Consider the following 19,824-nt stretch of genomic DNA (forward strand, 5'->3'; position numbering starts at 1 on the left):
AATGCCAACGCGAGGCCACCGGGAGCCCTCCCCGCTGCTGGAGATGGGCAACAGATGACCCCGCGCTGGGGTGCATGAAGACTGGGGTGCATGAAGCTTGAGGTAAAGAACGACTGGGGTACAGGAAGCCTGGGGTCGACAGGGCCGGGCTGCATGCACTTGGGCTGTGACGGGAACGAAGCTACGGCAGTTTGAATAATCTGTAAAATTACTTGTCAAATTTTGTCAATTGCTCGCGAACGCCTCGCGAACGCCTCGCGAACGCCTCGCGAGGGCGTCACGGATCCACCTGCGACCGACGCCGGTAGGCGCCAACGGGGGCACCTCAGGTAAGTTAGGAGTGTTGAGATAACACAAGATTCCGGAAATACCCAGACCTTCAGGGAGACGCCCGAGCAATGGCAAAGATTATCTATACCCACACCGACGAAGCGCCGATGCTGGCCACCTATTCGTTCTTGCCGATTGTTGAGGCGTTCGCCTCCACGGCCGGTGTGGAAGTGGAGACCCGCGACATTTCGCTGGCCGGCCGCATCATCTCCGCATTCGGCGACTACCTCACCGAAGAGCAGCGTGTCAGCGATGCCCTGGCTGAGCTTGGCGCCCTCGCCAAGAAGCCCGAAGCCAACATCATCAAGCTGCCCAACATCAGCGCCTCCGTGCCCCAGCTGAAGGCCGCAATCGCGGAACTGCAGGGCCACGGCTACGCGCTGCCGGACTACCCGGACAACCCGTCCTCGGACGAGGAAACGGACATCCGGTCCCGCTACGACAAGATCAAGGGTTCCGCCGTCAACCCGGTGCTGCGTGAAGGCAACTCCGACCGCCGCGCACCCCTTTCGGTCAAGAACTACGCACGCCAGAACCCGCACAGCATGGGTGCCTGGAGCCCCGAGTCGAAGACCAACGTCGCGCACATGGACGCCGATGACTTCCGCTCGAACGAGTTGTCCGTGGTCATCGACGCGGACACCAACATCAAGATCCAGCTGGTCAAGGAAGACGGCACCGTCAAGGTCCTCAAGCGTGCGTTCCCTGTCCTGGCGGGCGAGGTCATCGACGGCACCGTTATGCGCGCTGCCGCCCTGGACGCGTTCCTTGCCGCCCAGGTTGCGCGGGCCAAGGAGGAGGGCGTGCTGTTCTCCGCCCACCTGAAGGCCACCATGATGAAGGTCTCGGACCCCATCATCTTCGGCCACGTCGTCAAGGCCTACTTCTCCGACCTCTTCGCCACCTACGGCGAGCAGATCGCTGCCGCAGGCCTGAGCCCGAACAACGGGCTCGCCTCCATCCTGAACGGCCTCGAGGACCTCCCCGAGGAAATCCGCGGCGACGTCCAGAGCGCCATCCAGAAGGGCCTCAACGAAGGCCCCGAACTGGCCATGGTCGACTCCGACAAGGGCATCACCAACCTGCACGTGCCCTCCGACGTGATCGTCGACGCCTCGATGCCCGCCATGATCCGCAGCTCCGGCCACATGTGGGGCCGCGACGGCCAGGAAGCCGACACCCTCGCCGTGCTCCCGGACAGCAGCTACGCCGGCATCTACCAGGTTGTCATCGACGACTGCCGTGCCCACGGCGCCTTCGACCCGACCACCATGGGCACGGTGCCGAACGTCGGGCTCATGGCCCAGGCCGCCGAGGAGTACGGCAGCCATGACAAGACCTTCGAGATCCAGTCCGCCGGCACCGTCCAGATTGTCGACGACGCCGGCACGGTGCTGATCGAGCACCAGGTCGCCCCCGGCGACATCTGGCGCGCCTGCCAAACCAAGGACGTGCCGATCCGCGACTGGGTCAAGCTGGCCGTCACGCGCGCCCGCGCCTCCGTCACGCCGGCTGTCTTCTGGCTGGACAAGGGCCGCGCCCACGACGCCCGGATGATCGTCAAGGTCGAGGCATACCTCCAGGAGCTCGACACCGAGGGCCTGCAGATCGCCATCATGTCCCCGGACAAGGCCACCGCCTTCACGCTGGACCGCCTGCGCAAGGGCGAGGATACGATCTCGGTGACCGGCAACGTGCTCCGCGACTACCTCACGGACCTGTTCCCGATCCTGGAACTGGGCACCAGCGCCAAGATGCTCTCCGTGGTTCCGCTGATCAACGGCGGCGGACTCTTCGAGACCGGCGCTGGCGGCTCCGCCCCGAAGCACGTCCAGCAGCTGCTTAAGGAAAACCACCTGCGCTGGGACAGCCTGGGTGAATTCCTCGCCCTGGCCGTGAGCTTCGAACACCTCGCCACCAGCACGGGCAACGCCCGCGCCCAGGTCCTGGCCGACACCCTGGACCGCGCCACCGGCACGTTCCTGCTCGAGAACAAGTCCCCCAAGCGCAGGGCCGGCGAGCTCGACAACCGCGGAAGCCACTTCTACCTGGCCAAGTTCTGGGCCCAGGAGCTGGCACGCCAGACGGACGACGCCGAACTGGCCGCCGCTTTCGCTGCGGTCTCCGGCGCGCTGGACTCAAACGAGGAGACCATCGTCGGCGAGCTTCTGGCCGTGCAGGGCTCCCCGGTCGACATCGGAGGCTACTACCGCCCCGACGAGGCCAAGGTCACCGCCGTCATGCGCCCCTCGGCGAAGTTCAGCGAAGTGCTGTCCATGCTTGGCTAATGCCTGAACAGACCGTGTGAGTGCCAAAACGGCGCACCGTGGATCTAAAGCAACGCGGGGTCACTTCGGCCCAATCCGCACCTGGGATTGGGTCAGAGGGACCCCGCGTTGCTGCTTAACGTCGCGGCGGACCTCAGCCTTTGCCTTTGCCCTTTGGCTTGTCGGCCTTGCCCGGTGCCGGAGCCGGGGCGGGGGCGACGACGGCGGGCGCCGGTGCCGGTTCCGGGGCCGCGGCGGACGCCGCCTGGGCAGCTGCTGCTGCTTGCGCTGCGGCCTCCTGCTGGGCCGCAGCCTGTTGCTCGGCGGCCTTGGCGGCGTCAGCGGCAGCTTGTTTGGCCGCGAGGTCGGCGCGGACGGCGTCGATGGACGTTTTGATGCTCTGGTGGCGTTTGAACGACACCTCCCCGCGGGCCGCGGCGTCGTCCAGCTTGGTGGCGAGCTCATCGAGCAGTTTCAAGGACCCGGGGGAGTCGTCGGCAGCCGCGGCCTCTGTCACGGCGAGGACCTGTGACTGGAGTTCCTTGGCCGCGTCATTGCCGAGCTCGGGCGGTGCCGGGGCGCAACCGGCGAGGGCGCCGGTCAGCAGTCCTGCGGTGAGGAGGAAGGCCGTGAGACCGCGCGCCGGGCGGCGGCCGGACGTGGCGAAAGGCCGGGGGATGGTGCGGCTCATGGCTTGACGCTCTCCTGCAGTTGTTTCAGGTGGTCGCCGAGGGTGCCCGTGACGGCCGGGTAGGAGACCACCGCGGAAGCTTTCGGGGCCGCGACCGCGACGACGACCGCGGTGCCCGCTGCCAGGATAACGACGACGGCGAGTACCACCGCGATCCGGGCGCGCCGGCCCGCCGTCCGGAATCTTGCCACCTGGCGGGACGCAAAGCCGCCCCTTCCGGGATGGCGCGCCGCGGCGGCGCCGGGAGAACCTGCCGGAGAAGCGCCGGGAGCATCGCCGGCAGTGAGCACATGCAGGCGGCGGGTACCGGCGTCGGATCCGGGCAGCAGCGGCGGCCGGGCGGGCGGGGCGGGCAGCACGCGCGTGCGCTGTTCGGCCAGGACGCCAGGAAGCGACTGCGGTGACACGAGTGCCTGGCGCAGGGCCACTTCGAGGTCCGCGGCAGCCGGGCGGTCCAGGGGGTCCGGCGCGGTCATGGCCCGGATCAGGTGCGCCCATTCGGCCGGCACATGGGCCGGGATTGCTGGGGGCCGGTGCAGCCGGGCGACTGCCGATTCCATGGGACTTCCCGGGTACTCCACCTCTGCCTTGATGCATTCGAGCAGCACCAGCCCCAGCGAGTAGATGTCGCTGGCAGGGCCAAGGTCGGCGCCCCGGGCCTGTTCCGGACTCAGGTAGGCGGCGGTCCCCACCATGGTGCCCGTGGCGGTCAGGCGTGCCCCGTCGATGATCCGGGCGATGCCGAAGTCGGTGAGTTTTGGCCGCAGCGGCTCCCCGGGCCGCACCTGCACGAGCAGGATATTGGCGGGTTTGATGTCACGGTGGACGATGCCCAGGCCGTGCACGTACGCCAGGGCGTCTGCAACGCCCGCACCGATGACGGCAAGTTCGTCAAACGGCACAGGGCTGTGGCGGATCCTGGTCCGCAGGTCCTGGCCGTCCACCAGTTCCATGGTCAGGAACGGCCGCGGTTCCTCGGGGATCCGGGTGTCCGTCCCGGCGTCGAAAAGAGTTACAAGACTCGGGTGGTTCAACGTGGCCAGAAGCTCAATTTCGGCTTCCTGGCGCCGCAGCTCGTCCGGATCGGCCGACTGCGGGGCAAAGAGTTTGAGCGCCACGTCCCGGCCCAGGTTAAGGTCCTTGGCGGTGTAGACCGATGCCATGCCGCCCCGGCCGATCACTTCTCCCAATCGGTAGCGGCCGCCCAAGGGCTCGGCCGCGATGCTATTGGTCGAACTGTCCACGATGTCCCCATCCCCTACCACTGCGCCACGGCGGCGCTAGTAAAGAATAATACGGGGACGGGTATTTGCGGCCATCACGTGCGGCCCGAGCCGGCCGCCCATGGTGCCGCGCATTCTGCGCCGCCCTGCGGATGGCCCTGCGGATGGCCCTGCCGACGGACCGGCGGACGGGCCTGCGGACGGGCCCTGCGGACCGCACTGCCGACCGTCCTGCGACGAAACGGACGGGCCCTCCGCCGGAGCCAATGAACGCCGTTGAGTCCCCCAGCGGACCCAACGACTTCGCTCCGGCGGTCTCGGGACCTCGACCGGGCACGGCTGGCTACTACGGCGGATGGTCCTTTGACGCGGAGGGATCCGGATTGTCCGGCCGAGGCGGCCCTGAGACCAGCCCTGGAATCACGGAAGGGGGACGGGGCGGTGCTGCATGACTCAGCCCGTTGGCAAGTGGGGTGCCGGAAATCCGCCGGCGAGCGGTCGTGTCCATGGGGAGATCTCCTGAATGACTGTCAGCGGGCGCTCAAGGCAGCCCGATGGGCCGTGCTCTGGGGAAGCAGAGACGGCTTGACTAGTCAGGAGAGGAGCCGGGGTCAGCGGCTAGGGCAGCAGGCTGGTGTTGGAGGGGACCACGGATCGGGTCTGCATCTGCCGTTGGGACGTAGAAGTACATGCTGGGCATCCAGGCGGCTGTCCCTGCGGGGCCGTTGGAGGAGTGCCCGCTTCCTGACCCGGAGCCGGGCGCCGGCGGCAGGGCATCGGGTGCAGGCAGGCCGGTGCCACCGTGCCACGGGTTGGGCCGCCCGTTGCCGCCTGGTGCGGGTGTGCCTCCGCTGCCGGGGGCAGGGGGAGCCGGCGGCGCTGCAGCGCCGGGCGCGGGTGGAGTCTCAGGCACGAGCACAGCCGACACCGACGGCGTGTAGTAACTCCGGCGCAGGGCCATGGATGCGAATTCAGCCAATCGCCCCGCCAGGCCGAATTGCTCGGCTGTCCCCGGAACCGCGGCGTTCCCGGCACCCGGAACCGCTCCGGGTGCCACCACCTGGGCGGTGGTTGTGGTCGTTGCGGCGGAACCAGGGGAAGAAACCATGGGCACTGCTGCAGGGCCGCCCGGGATCGGGACAGCCGGTAGCGCAGTTCCGGGGTCCGGGACTTGAACGGAGGTATCCGCAGGTGAGGGCGTGGGAACCGCAGGGTCCGGGGCCGGCAGCACAGCAACTGCGGGATCCGGGACTACGGGATCCGGGACCGGGACGGCCGGGACGGCATCGGCGGGGACCGGGGCGGGGACTGAGGGGTCGACGGCGGGAAGGGCCGGGTCGGGGACAGGCGCGGGATCCACGACCGGCAGCGACGGGTCCGAAACAGGCGACGGGTCGGAAACAGGCGGGGGGTCGGAAACAGGCACCGCCGGGGCGTCAACCGTCGCGGCCGGAGCGCCGGAGCCGGGGACATCCGCGACGGGAAGGGACGGAAGCGGGTCAAGAACCGTAACGACGGCAGCCGGCGCGGCAAGGGCGGTCTCAGCGGCCACCGGCGTCGGGGCCGGTACTGCCGCGGCAGCCCACTGTGTTTCCTCAGGTGCGAGGCCGACAGCCGCCGTCGGCGTGGAACCCGGCATGTCGTCGAGGTCTGTGCCGGTGGCCGCTACGGACTCGGCGGCCTCGTCTGACGGCGCTGGGGTGGCAGTGGAGTCGTCCGCGTAGGCAGAGCCAGCGGAGAGGACCAGCCACGCGGCGCCGGCGACGCCGGCTAAAAGGATGCGGCGCAGCGCGGTGGGGCGGAGCACGCGCGAGCGTGTTGTTGGCTGTTCCATGCGCGCACCCCCGTCCCGGACGAATCGACGATTGCCTTCAGGGTAAGGCCGCCCTTGCGGGCTCGTCCAGAGCGGACCGCAAACTGTGGCAGATCCGGGACCCGCCCGCGCGGGCTCAGCGGGCGTCGTTCGGGTAGATCACACCCAGCTGCGCGCGGACGCCGTCGAACAACCGCATGGTGTTCAGGGAGTCCTCCAGCGGCATGACAGGACTCTCGGTGAGGCCCTGCTGGATGCAGCGTGTCACCTCGCGGAGCTCGTAGCTGTAACCCCTGCCGACAACGGTGAAGTGCTCCCTGCGCGGTTCGTCAAAACCTATCCTGACCTGGAGTTCCTTCGGATTGTTGATCGACCCTGTGGTCTGCATGAATCCCAGGCTTCCGGCCACGGTCGCCGTTCGGGGCCCGTGCGCCAGCAACGAGGACGTCAGCTGGGCCTGTGCGCCATGGTGATATCCGAGCGTCAACGCATTCTGGGCGTCCACACCGTCGTCGTTGAGCCAGCCGGTGGCACTGACCGTCTGCGGGAATCCCAAAGTGCCGAGGGCCCACAGCAGCGGATAGACGCTTAGGTCCAGTAGGGCGCCGCCGCCGTCCTGCGGAGCCCAAAGCCGCGACGTGGGCGAGTACGGGGCCGGGAAGCCGAGGTCGGCGCCGACCCACTTCACGTCGCCGATTTCGCCCGAGGCGGCGATCTCGAAGGCCCGCACCATGCTGGGCAGGAAGCGGCTCCACATCGCCTCCATCAGGAACAAGCCCTTGGTTCGGGCCAGCGCCACGAGCTCGGATGCCTCCCGGGCGTTGACGGTGAGGACCTTTTCGCAGAGAACATGCTTGCCGGCGGACAGGGCCGCCATCGCGATGTGGTGATGATAGGCGTGGGGGGTTGCCACATACACGACGTCCACGGCGTCGTCAGCGAGCAGGCGCTCATAACCCGCTTGCCCGGCGTCGTCACCGTAGGCCCTGGCAAAGCCGTAGTCGGACGCGAAGGCATCTGCTGCCGCCTGCGTGCGCGAGCTGACGGCATGCAGTTCCGCGTCGGCCAGGAGCGTGAGGTCCCGGGTCACGGACGCGGCGATGCCGCCTGTCGCGACGACGCCCCAGCGCAGCCTGGCGCCGGTGGCTGAGCGGGGGTCCTGGTCCGGCTGGCTGAACAGCCACGGTTTCGCGATGGGGGCGGTCATGGAGCCATCTTCTCATCCGGCTGCGGGAGGGAATGGGTTTTGGGGACGGGATCTGCGGGAGGGATTCCGTTTCGGGGGCAACAGCTGAGGGAGGGTCCGGGAGGACCCTCCCTCAGCCGACGCAGCATCAGGCCAGCGGCTGGCCTACGCGGGCGAGCCGGCCGTCGCCCGGTCCCTGGCTGCTTCCTCCGTGAGGCGGCCCTGCTGGAGGCGGAAGCGGCGGTCCGTCTTGTTGGCCAGGGACCGGTCATGGGTGACGACGAGGATCGTGGTGTTGTGGTCCCTGCTGAGCGAGCTGAGCAGTTCGATGATGTGCTCGCCGGTCTGTTCGTCCAGGTTGCCGGTGGGCTCATCGGCCAGGATCAGTTTGGGCTCGTTGGCCAGTGCCCGGGCGATCGCCACGCGCTGCTGCTCGCCGCCGGAGAGCCGGTTGATGCGCCGCACGTGCTTCTCCGGGTCGAGCTGCACCTGTTCCAGCAGCTCCCGGGCACGTTCGAGCCGCGCCGCCTTGCGGATCCCGGCAAACTCCATCGGCAGCATCACGTTGTCCAGAGCGGAGAGATTGGGGATCAGGTTGAACTGCTGGAACACGAAGCCGATGTCCCGGCGGCGGTACTGGGTCAGCTTGCCGTCCGGCATTCCGGCCAGGCTCACACCGTCGACCAGCACGTCGCCGCTGGTGGGCTTGTCCAGTGCCCCGAGCAGGGACAGCAGGGTGCTCTTGCCGCTGCCGCTCTTGCCCACGATCGAGGCCAGTGTGCCCTGTTCGAGTTCGAAGCTGACGTCATTGACCGGTTTGATGATTTTGTCCCCGGTCTTGAAAACGCGGACCAGGTTTTTGACTTCGATCATGGCTACTCTCCTCGGAGGACTTCGATGGGGCGGATGCGGGCAGTGAGCAGGGCCGGGACGAGCGCCCCGATGATGGCGACGCCGAACACCGCGGCGATTCCGGCGGCAATGACGCCGGGGGAGGCGCTCGCCGTCACGGAGGTCAGCAGCTGGTTGGCGCCGCCGAAGGGGTTGCCGGCCCCGCCGCCGGGGAAGCCGCCGCCGCCGAACCCGGAGCCTGGGCCGCGCTGGCCGGTGGTCGCCGCAGTTCCGGAAGAGGAGTTGGAACTGATGAGGGCAGTGGCTATGCCGCCGCTGGCAAAGGACGCGACGGCGGCCCCCACCACGCTGCCGAGGGCCACCAGCACGAGGGCCTCGAGCACGAACTGCAGGCCGATGGTGCGGTTGGGGGCGCCGATGGCCTTGAGCACGCCGATTTCACGGCGGCGCTCGCGGACCAGCATGACCATGATCAGCAGGATGATCAGGCCGGCGGTCCCCAGGGCTGCGACAAAGGCGATGAAGGAGATGTTCTTGACGCTGCCGAGCGAGCTGACGGCGGTCTGGAGGTTCCGCTGGCCCTGGGTGACATCGGCCTTGTCGGAGCCGAGGGCTGCCTGCAGGGCGGTCTTGGCGGCGTCGACGTTGTCCATGCTGTTCACGGTCACGATCATCGTGGACAGTTCATCGGGCAGCGCCGCAATCGCCTGGGCCGTCGGCAGGGTCACGTAAAGGGCGTTGTTGCCGAAGGCGGTGCCGGCGTCGAACAGGCCCGCGACGGTGAAGGTCTGGTCCTTGATGGTGAATGTCGAGCCCACGCTCAGCCCGTTCTTCTCGGCGAGCGTGGTTCCCAGCAGGGCGTTCGTGGACGCGGCGGTGTAGTCGCCCAGCCCCGTTCCCTGTGTCAGCTGCAGGGCCTTGCCCGTGGCGTCCACCTCGGCGCCGATGCCGGTGGCGGTGATGGGGAGTGAGAACGCAGGCGCCGCCTGGCCGGTGCTGCCGGTGCTGCCGGTGCTCCCGCTACTGGAGCCCGTGCCGCCGGTGCTCCCGCTACTGGACCCGGTCGAGGCCTGGTTGCGGCTGCCGAGCGTGCCGGCGTCGATGGCGGCCGTGAGGCTCGTGGTCACGGCGGTGGCCGACTGCCCGCCGGGACCGCCCTGCCCGCCGCCGGTCTGTGCGGCCGCTGCGCTGGCGTTGCGCAGGCGCAGCGCCTTGGTGCCGACAACGCTGCTGACGTTGGGCACCGCGGCTGCCGTGGCTGCCTGCGCCGCGGTCAGCGGCTCGCCGCCGCCTTCGAAGCCCTGGCCGCCGGCGGGGTTGACGGTGAGGACGGTGCCCACCGAGGCATTCAGTTCGGCAACCTTGCCGGCCACCGCCTGGTTGGCCACCAGCATGGACAGGGCAAGGCCGATGGCCACGGCCAGGACGGCCACGACGGCGGCTGTCCTGACCTTGTTTCGAAAGGCGTTGCCTACACTCCGGGCAAGGACGCTCACGGTACTCCTAGGGATCTTGGGCCGGACGCGGAATGGCCGGCGGCTGCTCCCACAGTGGTACGTGCTGCTGTGCGGACCTCACAGCGAAGCTATGGATCCGCTGTGAAGGGCAGCAGCGGACGCCGGGCAGCAAAAAGCCCCGGTCCGCCAGGAGGCGGAGCCGGGGCTCTTCGAGGTGCTGCCCAGTCAGGTGCAGCCCGGTCAGGCGCTGCCTGAACAGGTGCTACTTGGTCAGCGGGCCGAGTACCGGATCGTTGACGTAGGCCGTCTTGACGTTGTCCTTGGTCACGATGACAGGCGTCAGCAGGTACGCCGGAACGGTCTTGACCGTGTTGTTGTAGGACTTGTCGTCGTTGATCTCAGGCTTCTTGCCTGCCTGGATGTCGTTGACCATGACGATCGAGTGCTCAACGAGCGCGCGGGTGTCCTTGTTGATGGTGGAGTACTGCTCGCCCGCCATGATGGACTTGACCGACTCGACCTCGGAGTCCTGCCCCGTGACAACCGGGATCGGCTTGCCGGCGGCCTTGACGGAGGTGATGATTGCGCGGCCCAGGGTGTCGTTCGGGGACAGCACACCGTCAAGCGTGGCGCTGCCGTAAGTTCCGGCGAGCAGGGTGTCCATGCGCTTCTGGGCGTTCTCTGCCTTCCAGCCCTGGGTAACGGCCTGCTCGAAGGACTTCTGGCCGGACAGCACCTTGAGCGTGCCGTCGTCGATCTTCGGCTGGAGAATGCTCATGGCACCGTTGAAGAAGACCTTCGCGTTGGCGTCGTCCGGGGAACCGGCGAACAGCTCGACGTTGTACGGACCGGTGGGCTTCTTGGCCTTCATGCCGTCCAGCAGCGCCTGGCCCTGGAGCACGCCGACCTTGAAGTTGTCGTAGGCCACGTAGTAGTCCACGTTGTCCGTGTTCAGCAGCAGACGGTCGTACGCGATGATGGTCGCGCCGGCGTCCTTGGCCTGCTTGAGCTGGGTGCCCAGCTGGGCGCCGTCGATGGCACCGACGATGATGAGCTTGTCACCCTTGGTGACCATGGCACTGATCTGGTTCTGCTGTTCCGATACGCCGCCGTTGGCGAACTGCACGTCAGGCTTGTAGCCGGCCGCAGTGAGATCGTCGTTGAACAGCTTCTCCGCCAGGACCCAGTTTTCACTGGTCTTCTGCGGGAGCGCGACGCCGATTGCGGAACCCTTCGGGAATGCCTCGCCGCCAGTGCTGGAACCCCCGGAAGTTCCGGTGTCGGCGCGGCCGCAGGCTGTCAGCGCCAGTGCCGCAATTGCAGCGATTGCTGCTGCCTTTCCTGCTTTACCAATCATTTGCATTGCTTGGTTCACTTTCTTTAGGTGGTGTGCGGAGAATCAGGGAATCTTGGGACCAAGGGAACCGCTCAGGCGCCCTTGGAAATGGTTTCCTTGGTGGAGGTAACCTCGTCGGGCTGGAGCTCGCTTCCGCGGCTGAAGTTCTTCATCATCATCCCGATGATCGACTTCTTCCCCTGCGTCTTGTTGTAGACGTCGAAGGCAACGGCGATCAGCAGCACGAGGCCCTTAATGATCTGGGTCAGGTCGGCGCCGACGCCGAGGAGCTGCAGTCCGTTGTTCAGCACGGCCATGACAAGGCCACCGACGATCGAGCCGATCACGGTGCCCACGCCGCCGGTCACGGCGGCGCCACCGATGAACACAGCCGCGATGGCATCCAGTTCCCAGCCGACGCCGTCGAACGGGCCGGAGGCGGTGGAGCGGCCGACGAAGATCATGCCGGCGAGGCCGGCCAGGATCGACATGTTCATCATGACCATGAAGTTGACCTTCTTGGACTGGACACCGGAGAGCTCGGCGGCGTGCCGGTTGCCACCCACAGCGTAGATGTGGCGGCCGATGACGGTCTTGGAGGAAACGAAGCCGTAGATAAGGACCAGGACCGCGAGGATCAGCCCGGGAATCGGGAAGGACGTGCCCCGGCGGCCGGTAGCGAACAGGTACGTGGCGTAGAGGATCGCGGCGGAGACCAGGACCAGTTTGGTGACGGTGACCCAGACCTCGGGGACCTCGGCGCCCAGGGCCTTGGCGTTGCGGCGGGAGCGGACTTCGCTGAAGATCACGAACGCCACGCCGGCCAGGCCAAGGAGCAGTGTCAGGTTGTTGTACCCGGTGTTGGGACCGAATTCGGGCAGGTAACCGGAACCGATGTACTGGAAGTCGGTCGGGACCGGGATGGTGTTGGACTTGCCGACGAACTGGTTGAAGCCGCGGAAGAGCAACATGCCTGCCAGCGTCACGATGAACGCCGGGATGCCGACATAGGCGGTCCAGAATCCTTGCCAAGCCCCGATCAGGGCCCCGAGGAGCAGCCCGAACAGGATGCCCAGGTACCAGGGGATGCCCCAGTCGCGGATCATGAGGGCGACGCTGACGCCTACGAAGGCCGCAACTGAGCCGACGGAGAGGTCAATGTGGCCTGCAATGATCACCAGGACCATGCCGATGGCGAGGATCAGGATGTAGGAGTTGCCGTTGAAGAGGTTGATGACGTTGCCGGGGGTGAGCGTGCGGCCCTCTGTGAAAATCTGGAAGAAGATGATCAGCGCAACCAGGGCGAAGATCATGCCGAATTGACGGGTGTTGCCGCCAAAGAGCTTCTTGAGCGCGTTCATTTTTTCAGTCCTTGTTTTCCGTCAGTGATCGGAGTGTTCTGGATGGTCCCAGAGGGTCAGGCGGTCTTGCGGGCGGAAGTCATCAGTTTCATGAGGCTTTCCTGGCTGGCTTCGTCCTTGTTCAGCACGCCGGTGATGGCGCCCTCGAATATCGTGTAAATGCGGTCCGAGAGGCCAAGCAGCTCCGGGAGTTCCGAGGAAATGACGATGACGCCCTTCCCCTGGTTGGCGAGCTGCTGGATGATGCCGTAGATCTCGTACTTGGCCCCGACGTCGATCCCTCGGGTGGGTTCGTCCAGGATCAGCAGGTCCGGATCCGTGAACATCCACTTCGCCAGCACGACCTTCTGCTGGTTGCCGCCGGAGAGCTTGGCCACTCCTTCCTCAACGGACGGCGCCTTGGTCCGCAGCGACTTGCGGTACTGCTCGGCGACGATGAACTCCTGGTTTGCGTCCACCACGTTGTGCTTGCTGATCTTCTTCAGGTTCGCGGAGACCGTGGTGGCCTTGATGTCGTCCAGCAGGTTCAGGCCCAGGGACTTGCGGTCCTCGGTGACGTAGCCGAGCCCGGCGTCGATCGCCTGCTTGACGTTCTTCAGGTGGAGTTCCTTGCCGTCTTTATGCACCTCGCCGGAAATGAAGCGGCCGTAGGAGCGGCCGAAGACCGACCGGGCAAGTTCCGTGCGCCCGGCGCCCATGAGGCCGGCGAAACCGACGATCTCGCCGCGGCGGACGAAGAAGTTGGAGTTCTTGCACACCAGGCGGTCCTGGATCTGCGGGTGCCCGACCGTCCAGTTCTTCACTTCGAAGAACACGTCGCCGATCTTCGGCTCGTGGTCCGGGAACCGGGATTCCAGGGTCCGGCCCACCATGCCCTTGATGATGCGGTCCTCGTCGACGCCGTCGGCCTTGACGTCGAGGGTTTCGATCGACTTGCCGTCGCGGATGATCGTGATCTCATCCGCGATCTGTTCGATCTCGTTGAGCTTGTGGGAAATGATGATGGAGGTGATGCCGCGGCCCTTCAGGCCGAGCATCAGGTCCAGCAGGTGCTGGGAGTCCGATTCGTTGAGGGCGGCCGTGGGCTCGTCCAGGATCAGGAGCTTCACCGACTTGTTCAGCGCCTTGGCGATTTCGACGAGCTGCTGCTTGCCGACGCCGATTTCCTTGACCGGGGTGTCCGGGTTTTCGCGCAGGCCGACGCGGGCCAGCAGTTCGGTGGAGCGGGTCCGGGCCTCGGCCCAGTCGATCACCCCGCGCTTGGTGGGCTCGTTGCCGAGGAAGATGTTCTCCATAATCGACAGTTCCGGGATGAGCGCGAGTTCCTGGTGGATGATCACGATTCCGGCGTGCTCGCTGGCACGGATGTCCTTGAACTCCTGGACTTCGTTCTGGTAGACGATGTCCCCGGTGTACGTGCCGAAGGGGTAAACGCCCGAGAGCACCTTCATCAGGGTGGACTTTCCGGCGCCGTTTTCACCGCAGATGGCGTGGATCTCGCCGGCCTTCACCCGCAGGCTCACGTCGGCCAATGCTTTAACGCCGGGGAACTCTTTGGTGATGGAGCGCATCTCGAGGATTATCGGATCGCTGTGCGTGTTGAGGGACGTCATCTGCCCTTACGCCTCCAATGCATGACTTCGTTGTCCGCCCCTGCAAACCGCAGGGCCGTCTGATGGAAAAGTAAACTAGGTCACAGCCCTTGTCGTCAAGTCTTTAACGCAACGGGCTGGTAACGAAAACACTAACTCCGCCGGATTCCGGCATGTTGGAACACCAAAGCTGTGGCGCCGAGGGCTTCTGCGCGGTCTCCTAGTGAGGACATCGTGAGGGTGGTTGTCTCCCCGATGACCGGCACGGCGTGGCGGACGAGGCCCCGACGGATGGGGTCGAGGAGCAGCTCCCCGAGCCCGGCCAGCGGACCGCCGACCACGATCACTTCGGGGTTGATCAGGTTCGCGACGTTGCCCAGGGCGCGGCCGACGGCCAGGCCGGCGTCGTCCACTACGCGCAGTGTCGCGGAGTCGCGTTCCTGGGCTTTCCGGACGATGTCCGCCGGGCTCAGCGGCTTGTCCTCGCCGCGGCTCAGGAGTTCGATCATGGTGGTGGTCGAAGCGATGGTTTCCAGGCAACCGCGGTTTCCGCAGCGGCAGATCAGCCCGTGTTCATGGATGGTCGCATGGCCGATTTCACCGGTGATTCCGACGTTGCCGTAGTACGGGATGCCGTTGAGGATCAGCCCTGCGCCGATGCCCGAGCCGATCTTGAGGAACATCAGGTTACTGATGCCGCTGTGCGGGCCCCAGGTGACCTCGGACAAGGCGCCGAGATTGGCGTCGTTGTCGACAAAAACCGGCAGTTCCAGCGCTTGTTCGAGGCGGTGCAGAATGTTGATGCCCACCCACTCGGGCAGGATCGCGCCCTGCGCGACCGTCCCGGTGCGCCGGTCGATGGGCCCCGGAATGCCGACGCCGGCGCCTACCAGGGCGCTGCGTTCCACGCCGCTTTCGGCCAGCAGCCTGTCCAGCACGCCGACGGCGGCGGCGATGCCTTCCTCGGCATGGTGGCCCAGGGGCAGCAGGACCGATTCCTCGGCGATCACGTGGTAGCTCAGGGACGCGAGCACCACCCGCAGGTGCCGCCGGCCGAAGTCGATCCCGACGGCGACTGCTCCGTTGCTGTTCAGCCGGACGTTCAGGGCCCGCCGCCCGGAGCTTGTGATTGGCTCGGTCGAGGCAAGCCCTGCGTCCTGCATGATCTTGACAATGTTGGAGACCGTGGCCGTGGAGAGGCCGGTCTGCCGTGCCAGTTCCGCCTGGGTGGAAGGCCCGGCCAGGAGGCATTCGATGATCCGCTGCTGGTTCAGATGCCGGAGCGCGGACTGCGATCCGGGGTTTTTGGTTCGGCTCCTCGTTGAGCGCGTTGGTGAGGGCATGCTATGAAGCGTGACGCATCCCGACCTTGTAGTCAAGAAGTTAACGCAACCGTTGCCCTTGCCGTAGGACACCTCCGGGGACGTTCCGTCCCGCCGGAGCGTGGGGCGGGCCGAAATGCACCGGGGCTGCGGCGGGAACCGCCGCTACGCTGGAGAGGAGAGTCCGCAGCGTTCCTGCGGAGGTCCCGGAGATTTTTGAGGTGGTAATGGTGCTGCTGGCCCTCATGCAGGCGAATTCGGCTGTGCTGGATGCGCAGTCCAACTGCAACGCAGTGGACGACGCCGCGCGGACGGCTGCGGCCTCCGGCGCGCAGCTGCTGCTCACGCCGGAACTTTTCCCGGTGGGCTACGCCCCGCGCCGGCTCCGGGCGGAGCTTGACCCCGGCATGCTGCCTGCCCTCCGGCAGGCCCTGGCCGGGATAGCGCGAAGGAACGGCATTGCGCTGGTCTACAGCCTCCCCGCAGTGACCGCGGAGGGGGACTGGCAGATCACGGCCACCCTCGTCGACGAAAGCGGGCACGAACTCCTCCACTACGCCAAGGTGCACCTCTTCGGTCCGGAAGAGCGGGCTGCCTTCGCGCCGGCCGGCGCGGCTCCCGCCGTCGTGGAGTTCCACGGCGTCAAGACATCCCTGGTGATTTGCTACGACATCGAGTTTCCCGAGTCCGCCCGGGCCGCGGCCCTGCGTGGTGCCGAGCTGCTGCTGGTCCCGACGGCACTCGCCGGCGGGTTCGACGCCGTGCCGCAGGTCCTGGTCCGGGCCCGGGCGCTCGAGAACCAGCTGACGGTCGCCTACGCCAACCACACCGGAACCGAGGACGGCAGCGATTTCCTCGGCGGCAGCGTCATCGCGGCTCCGGATGGATCCGTGCTGGCCGAGGCCGGCGCCGGGACGGAGCTGCTCTTTGCCGAGCTCCCGGAAGCCTCCCGGCCGCTGGCCGCCGATGCCGTGGCTTATCTGCGGGACCGCCGCCCGGACGCCTACCGCTCCTGGGGCGGCTGAACCGGCCGCGGGGCGTGCGGCACTTCGGGCGCCTGGGGCGGCTGGGCGGCGCCGGAGCCCGCTGCTTGCGGCAGATCCAGTTCGCCCGTGTACTGCAGGGCGATCCAGAATTCCGCGCGCGCCTGGGCCTGGTTGAGGTCGGTCCCCAGCAGCTCCCCGATGACGCCGATCTGCCGGCGGACGCTGTTGCGGTGCAGCCCGGTGACTTTCGCGGTGGAGTCCCAGCTGCCGTTCTCGCCCAGCCAGGCCCGGAGGATGCCCAGCAGGCTGTCCCGGCGTTCGGGCTCCAGGGCCAGGACGGGGTCCAGCAGCCTGGCGGCCAGCATGGCGCCGGCCTGGTTGCCCAGCAGCCCCGTCACGGACCACGTGACCTCATCGGCCCGGACGCTGCGGCCTGACGTCCGGACGCGGTTGCGCAGCGAGGAGGCGTGCCGGTACGCACCGGGCAGGCCGCCGAATTCGGTGCTGCTCCCGATCACCAGGCGCCAGCCGAGCCGTTCGACCTCGGCGAGGACGGCGTCGTCGACCTTCAGCCGGGTAATGGCGGCGAAGCCGTAGTCGGTGATCTCCACCAGCTTGGTGTCGAACAGCCGGCGCCATTCCAGCAGCTCCCGCACGGGCCCCTCGCCGGTGCGGCCGGTCTCGTGCGCGCCGTCGAGGCGGATGCCCTGCACCACGCGCAGCTGCCCGGACCGGGTGGAGGTGACGCTCTGGGCCAGCAGGTCCTTGAAGCCGTTCACATGGCGGGTCGAGCCCGACACCAGGGTCTCCGGGTGCAGTAGCAACGCGGTGGCGAGCTGGCTCGGAGCCAGCGATCCGCTGGTCCGCTGCCGGACCAGGAGCTCCAGGAGCCCGACGGCGGTCGAGACGACGCTGTTCTGGGCGGGCGCCAGCGGCTCATCCGTGCCCAGGACCAGGGCCCCGAGGTTGGCGTCCCGGGTGCTGCGCAAGGGATAGCCGAAGACCAGGGACGAGCCGGCGGCGTCGAACGAGTCCATTTCCACCCGGGGTCCGCTGCCGGAGAGCAGCCTGGCCAGCAGGGGCTGCAGCGCCGCCGTGTCCATGCCCGCGGCGGCGGCCGCGGTGCCTGCCCCGCGGGCGCTGCCGCGGGCGCGCACCCGTCCGTCAGCCCCGACCAGTACCGCCCAGACGGGGACCCGCTGCACCAGCGCCGCCAGGAGTTCGTGCTCCGGCCGGGCGGACAGCACTGCCCGCATGAGCTGCCGGTTGGTATCGGCCAGTTGCCGGAACGTCCTGGCGCTGTCCGACTCGAGCAGCTGGGAGAACTCCACGCCGACCGCCGCGAAGGGGATGTTCCCGGGGATGGAGACAAGTGTCAGGTTGTGCCGCCGGCAGGCCCGGACCACGGTGTCCGGGACGGCATCGAAGTAGGGTTCAAGGCCGAAGCCGAGGGCGCCGACGTGCGCCCGGACCAGCCGCCGGACGTAGGCGTCCACACGCTCCTCGTGGCCGCCTCCGGCCAGGAACGGCAGGCCGGCGGTCAGCAGGAATTCGCCGTCGAGCAGGTAGGGAGTCGGATCCTCCAGCTCGCTCGGCTCCACCCAGCGCAGCCGCCCCTCGCCGTTGCCGCCGTCGTGCAGCACCTCCAGCTCCGGCGGGAGCTGGCGCAGGAACTGCGCCAGGGTGACGAAACCGAGCCGCTCCGGCGCGTCAGCAGCCACGGTGGCCACTCCTGTCCTGCCGGTTCCGGCACTGCCGTCTTGGTGCATTAAGTCTCATGACCATTGACTATAGGTCATTTTGCACAACCTTGAGAGCTGGCTCACACACCTAGGCTGAACGAGGGGAAACCGACCACCACTGAAGAAAAGGACGTCAACGATGACTGTGCCAACTCTGATCGACGAACGGCCGCCGGCCACCATAAGCCGTCCCGGCCTGGCGGCGCAGCTGCTCCGCCGCAAGCCGATCGGCCAGCTGGTCAGCGAGGCGGAAACCGGACATGGCGGCACGCGCCTGGTCCGCAGCTTCGGCGTGCTGCAGCTGACCATGATCAGCGTCGGGGCCACCCTGGGCACCGGCATCCTGGTCATCCTGGGCGAATCGGTGCCGCTCGCCGGACCGGCCATCTGGATTTCCTTTGCCATCGCCGGAATCGCGGCCCTCCTCTCCGCCGTGTCCTACGCGGAGATGGCGGGGCTGGTGCCGGCCGCAGGCTCCAGCTACTCCTACACGTACGCCACTATGGGCGAGGGCATGGCCTGGATCTGCGGCTGGTGCCTGGTCCTCGAATACGCCGTCTCGGTGGCCGCCGTCGCCGTCGGAGCCGGGCAGTACGTCAATGAAACACTTGCGGTGTTCGGCCAGGTCCTGCCGGATGCGGTCTCCGCGCCACCAGGCGACGGCGGAGTGCTGAACGCCCCTGCAATCGTGATCGTGGTCCTCGCCATGGTGCTGCTGGTGCGCGGTGCCAAGGAGAGCGCCTGGATCAACACCGCGATCGTGCTGATCAAGGTCGTTATCCTGCTGTTCTTCTGCGCCGTCGCCTTCACCGCATTCAACGGCGGACACTTCGAGCCCCTCATGCCGATGGGTGCAGCCGGCGTTTCGGCCGCCGCATCCAGGGTGTTCTTCTCCTACATCGGCTTTGATGCGGCCTCCACTGCAGGCGAGGAAGCACGGAACCCGAAGCGCGACCTGCCCCGGGCGATCCTGCTGTCCATGCTGATCGTGACCAGCATCTACGTGCTCGTTGCCGTCGCGGCCATCGGCGCCCGGCCGTGGGAGTGGTTCGACGGCAATGAAGCGGCACTCGTGAAGATCCTCGAGGAAACCACCGGCCAGCCGTGGATCGCGGTGGTCTTCGCCGTCGGCGCCGTCCTGGCCATCGCGAGCATCGTGCTGACGGTCCTCTACGGGCAGACCCGCATCCTGCTGTCCATGGCCAGGGACGGACTCGTCCCCAAGGTCTTTGGCCGCGTGTCCCGGCGGACCGGCACGCCGGTCGCGGGAACCCTGATCGTGGGAACCGCTGTCGCGCTGACTGCGGGCCTCGTGCCGCTCGGGGCCCTGGCCGACGCCACCAGCATCGGGACGCTCTTTGCTTTCGCCCTGGTCAACGTCGCCGTCATCCACCTGCGTCGCACCCGGCCGGAACTCAAGCGGAGCTTCCGCGTCCCGTTCTTCCCCCTGACACCGGTCCTCGGCGCCCTCATGTGCGCCTACCTGATGGCCAACCTCGGCGCCGAGACGTGGACGGTCTTCGGCATCTGGATGCTGGTGGGCCTGGCCGCCTACTTCGGCTACGGCCGCCGGAACTCCCGGGTGGCCGCGCTGAGCCAGGAGGAATACCGTGAACTATCCAGCCGCACCCCTCCGTCCCAACCCCAACCCCGGAACCGCTGAAGG

The 19,824-nt window shown here is 67.3% G+C and carries 14 protein-coding genes; 3 read left to right on the plus strand and 11 right to left on the minus strand.

Annotation, left to right across the window (positions count from 1 at the left end; translation table 11 throughout):
• The first annotated feature begins 398 nt into the window (after window positions 1-398).
• The gene (locus tag AC1DCZ_RS00150; RefSeq protein WP_476972879.1) at window positions 399-2,618 is read left to right on the plus strand and encodes an NADP-dependent isocitrate dehydrogenase; all 2,220 of its coding nucleotides are present in this window, start codon (window positions 399-401) and stop codon (window positions 2,616-2,618) included.
• A gap of 133 nt (window positions 2,619-2,751) precedes the next feature.
• Here the strand turns inward: AC1DCZ_RS00150 and AC1DCZ_RS00155 are convergent, their stop codons facing one another.
• From AC1DCZ_RS00155 to AC1DCZ_RS00200, 10 genes are all read right to left on the minus strand, one after another.
• On the minus strand, window positions 2,752-3,288 hold the full coding sequence (locus tag AC1DCZ_RS00155) for a mucin-associated surface protein (RefSeq protein ID WP_476972880.1): 537 nt from the start codon (window positions 3,286-3,288) through the stop codon (window positions 2,752-2,754).
• Window positions 3,285-4,451, minus strand: a complete 1,167-nt coding sequence (locus AC1DCZ_RS00160) for a serine/threonine-protein kinase (protein WP_476973065.1) — start codon at window positions 4,449-4,451, stop codon at window positions 3,285-3,287. Before AC1DCZ_RS00160 ends, AC1DCZ_RS00155 begins: the two co-directional genes overlap by 4 nt.
• Window positions 4,452-5,100: 649 nt before the next feature.
• Window positions 5,101-6,345: a hypothetical protein gene (locus tag AC1DCZ_RS00165; protein ID WP_476972881.1), complete on the minus strand. Its 1,245-nt coding sequence runs from the start codon at window positions 6,343-6,345 to the stop codon at window positions 5,101-5,103.
• A gap of 115 nt (window positions 6,346-6,460) precedes the next feature.
• The gene (locus AC1DCZ_RS00170; protein ID WP_476972882.1) at window positions 6,461-7,531 is read right to left on the minus strand and encodes a Gfo/Idh/MocA family protein; all 1,071 of its coding nucleotides are present in this window, start codon (window positions 7,529-7,531) and stop codon (window positions 6,461-6,463) included.
• Window positions 7,532-7,675: 144 nt separating this feature from the next.
• Entirely contained in the window at window positions 7,676-8,383 is a 708-nt protein-coding gene (locus AC1DCZ_RS00175; protein WP_476972883.1) for an ABC transporter ATP-binding protein, read from the minus strand.
• Window positions 8,384-8,385: 2 nt separating this feature from the next.
• Window positions 8,386-9,858, minus strand: coding sequence for an ABC transporter permease (locus AC1DCZ_RS00180; protein WP_476972884.1), 1,473 nt, complete (start codon window positions 9,856-9,858; stop codon window positions 8,386-8,388).
• A 223-nt stretch (window positions 9,859-10,081) separates the two neighbouring features.
• Complete coding sequence (locus AC1DCZ_RS00185) at window positions 10,082-11,182, minus strand: substrate-binding domain-containing protein (RefSeq protein WP_476972885.1); 1,101 nt, start codon at window positions 11,180-11,182, stop codon at window positions 10,082-10,084.
• A 65-nt stretch (window positions 11,183-11,247) separates the two neighbouring features.
• Complete coding sequence (gene mmsB / locus AC1DCZ_RS00190; protein WP_476894829.1) at window positions 11,248-12,516, minus strand: multiple monosaccharide ABC transporter permease; 1,269 nt, start codon at window positions 12,514-12,516, stop codon at window positions 11,248-11,250.
• A gap of 56 nt (window positions 12,517-12,572) precedes the next feature.
• Entirely contained in the window at window positions 12,573-14,129 is a 1,557-nt protein-coding gene (mmsA, locus tag AC1DCZ_RS00195) for a multiple monosaccharide ABC transporter ATP-binding protein (RefSeq protein ID WP_476894830.1), read from the minus strand.
• A gap of 131 nt (window positions 14,130-14,260) precedes the next feature.
• Entirely contained in the window at window positions 14,261-15,451 is a 1,191-nt protein-coding gene (locus AC1DCZ_RS00200; protein ID WP_476894831.1) for an ROK family transcriptional regulator, read from the minus strand.
• Between the two features lie 206 nt (window positions 15,452-15,657).
• On the opposite strand from AC1DCZ_RS00200, the gene AC1DCZ_RS00205 reads away from it, so the two are divergent.
• Window positions 15,658-16,455: a nitrilase-related carbon-nitrogen hydrolase gene (locus AC1DCZ_RS00205; protein WP_476973066.1), complete on the plus strand. Its 798-nt coding sequence runs from the start codon at window positions 15,658-15,660 to the stop codon at window positions 16,453-16,455.
• Here the strand turns inward: AC1DCZ_RS00205 and AC1DCZ_RS00210 are convergent.
• Window positions 16,434-18,185, minus strand: coding sequence for a PucR family transcriptional regulator (locus AC1DCZ_RS00210; protein WP_476972886.1), 1,752 nt, complete (start codon window positions 18,183-18,185; stop codon window positions 16,434-16,436). The genes AC1DCZ_RS00205 and AC1DCZ_RS00210 overlap by 22 nt on opposite strands.
• Before the next feature lie 112 nt (window positions 18,186-18,297).
• On the opposite strand from AC1DCZ_RS00210, the gene AC1DCZ_RS00215 reads away from it, so the two are divergent.
• Window positions 18,298-19,821 (plus strand): amino acid permease, encoded by a 1,524-nt coding sequence (locus tag AC1DCZ_RS00215; protein ID WP_476972887.1) that lies wholly within the window; start codon window positions 18,298-18,300, stop codon window positions 19,819-19,821.
• Window positions 19,822-19,824: the final 3 nt, after the last annotated feature.

It is taken from the genome of Arthrobacter sp. 10N418 (assembly GCF_056394725.1).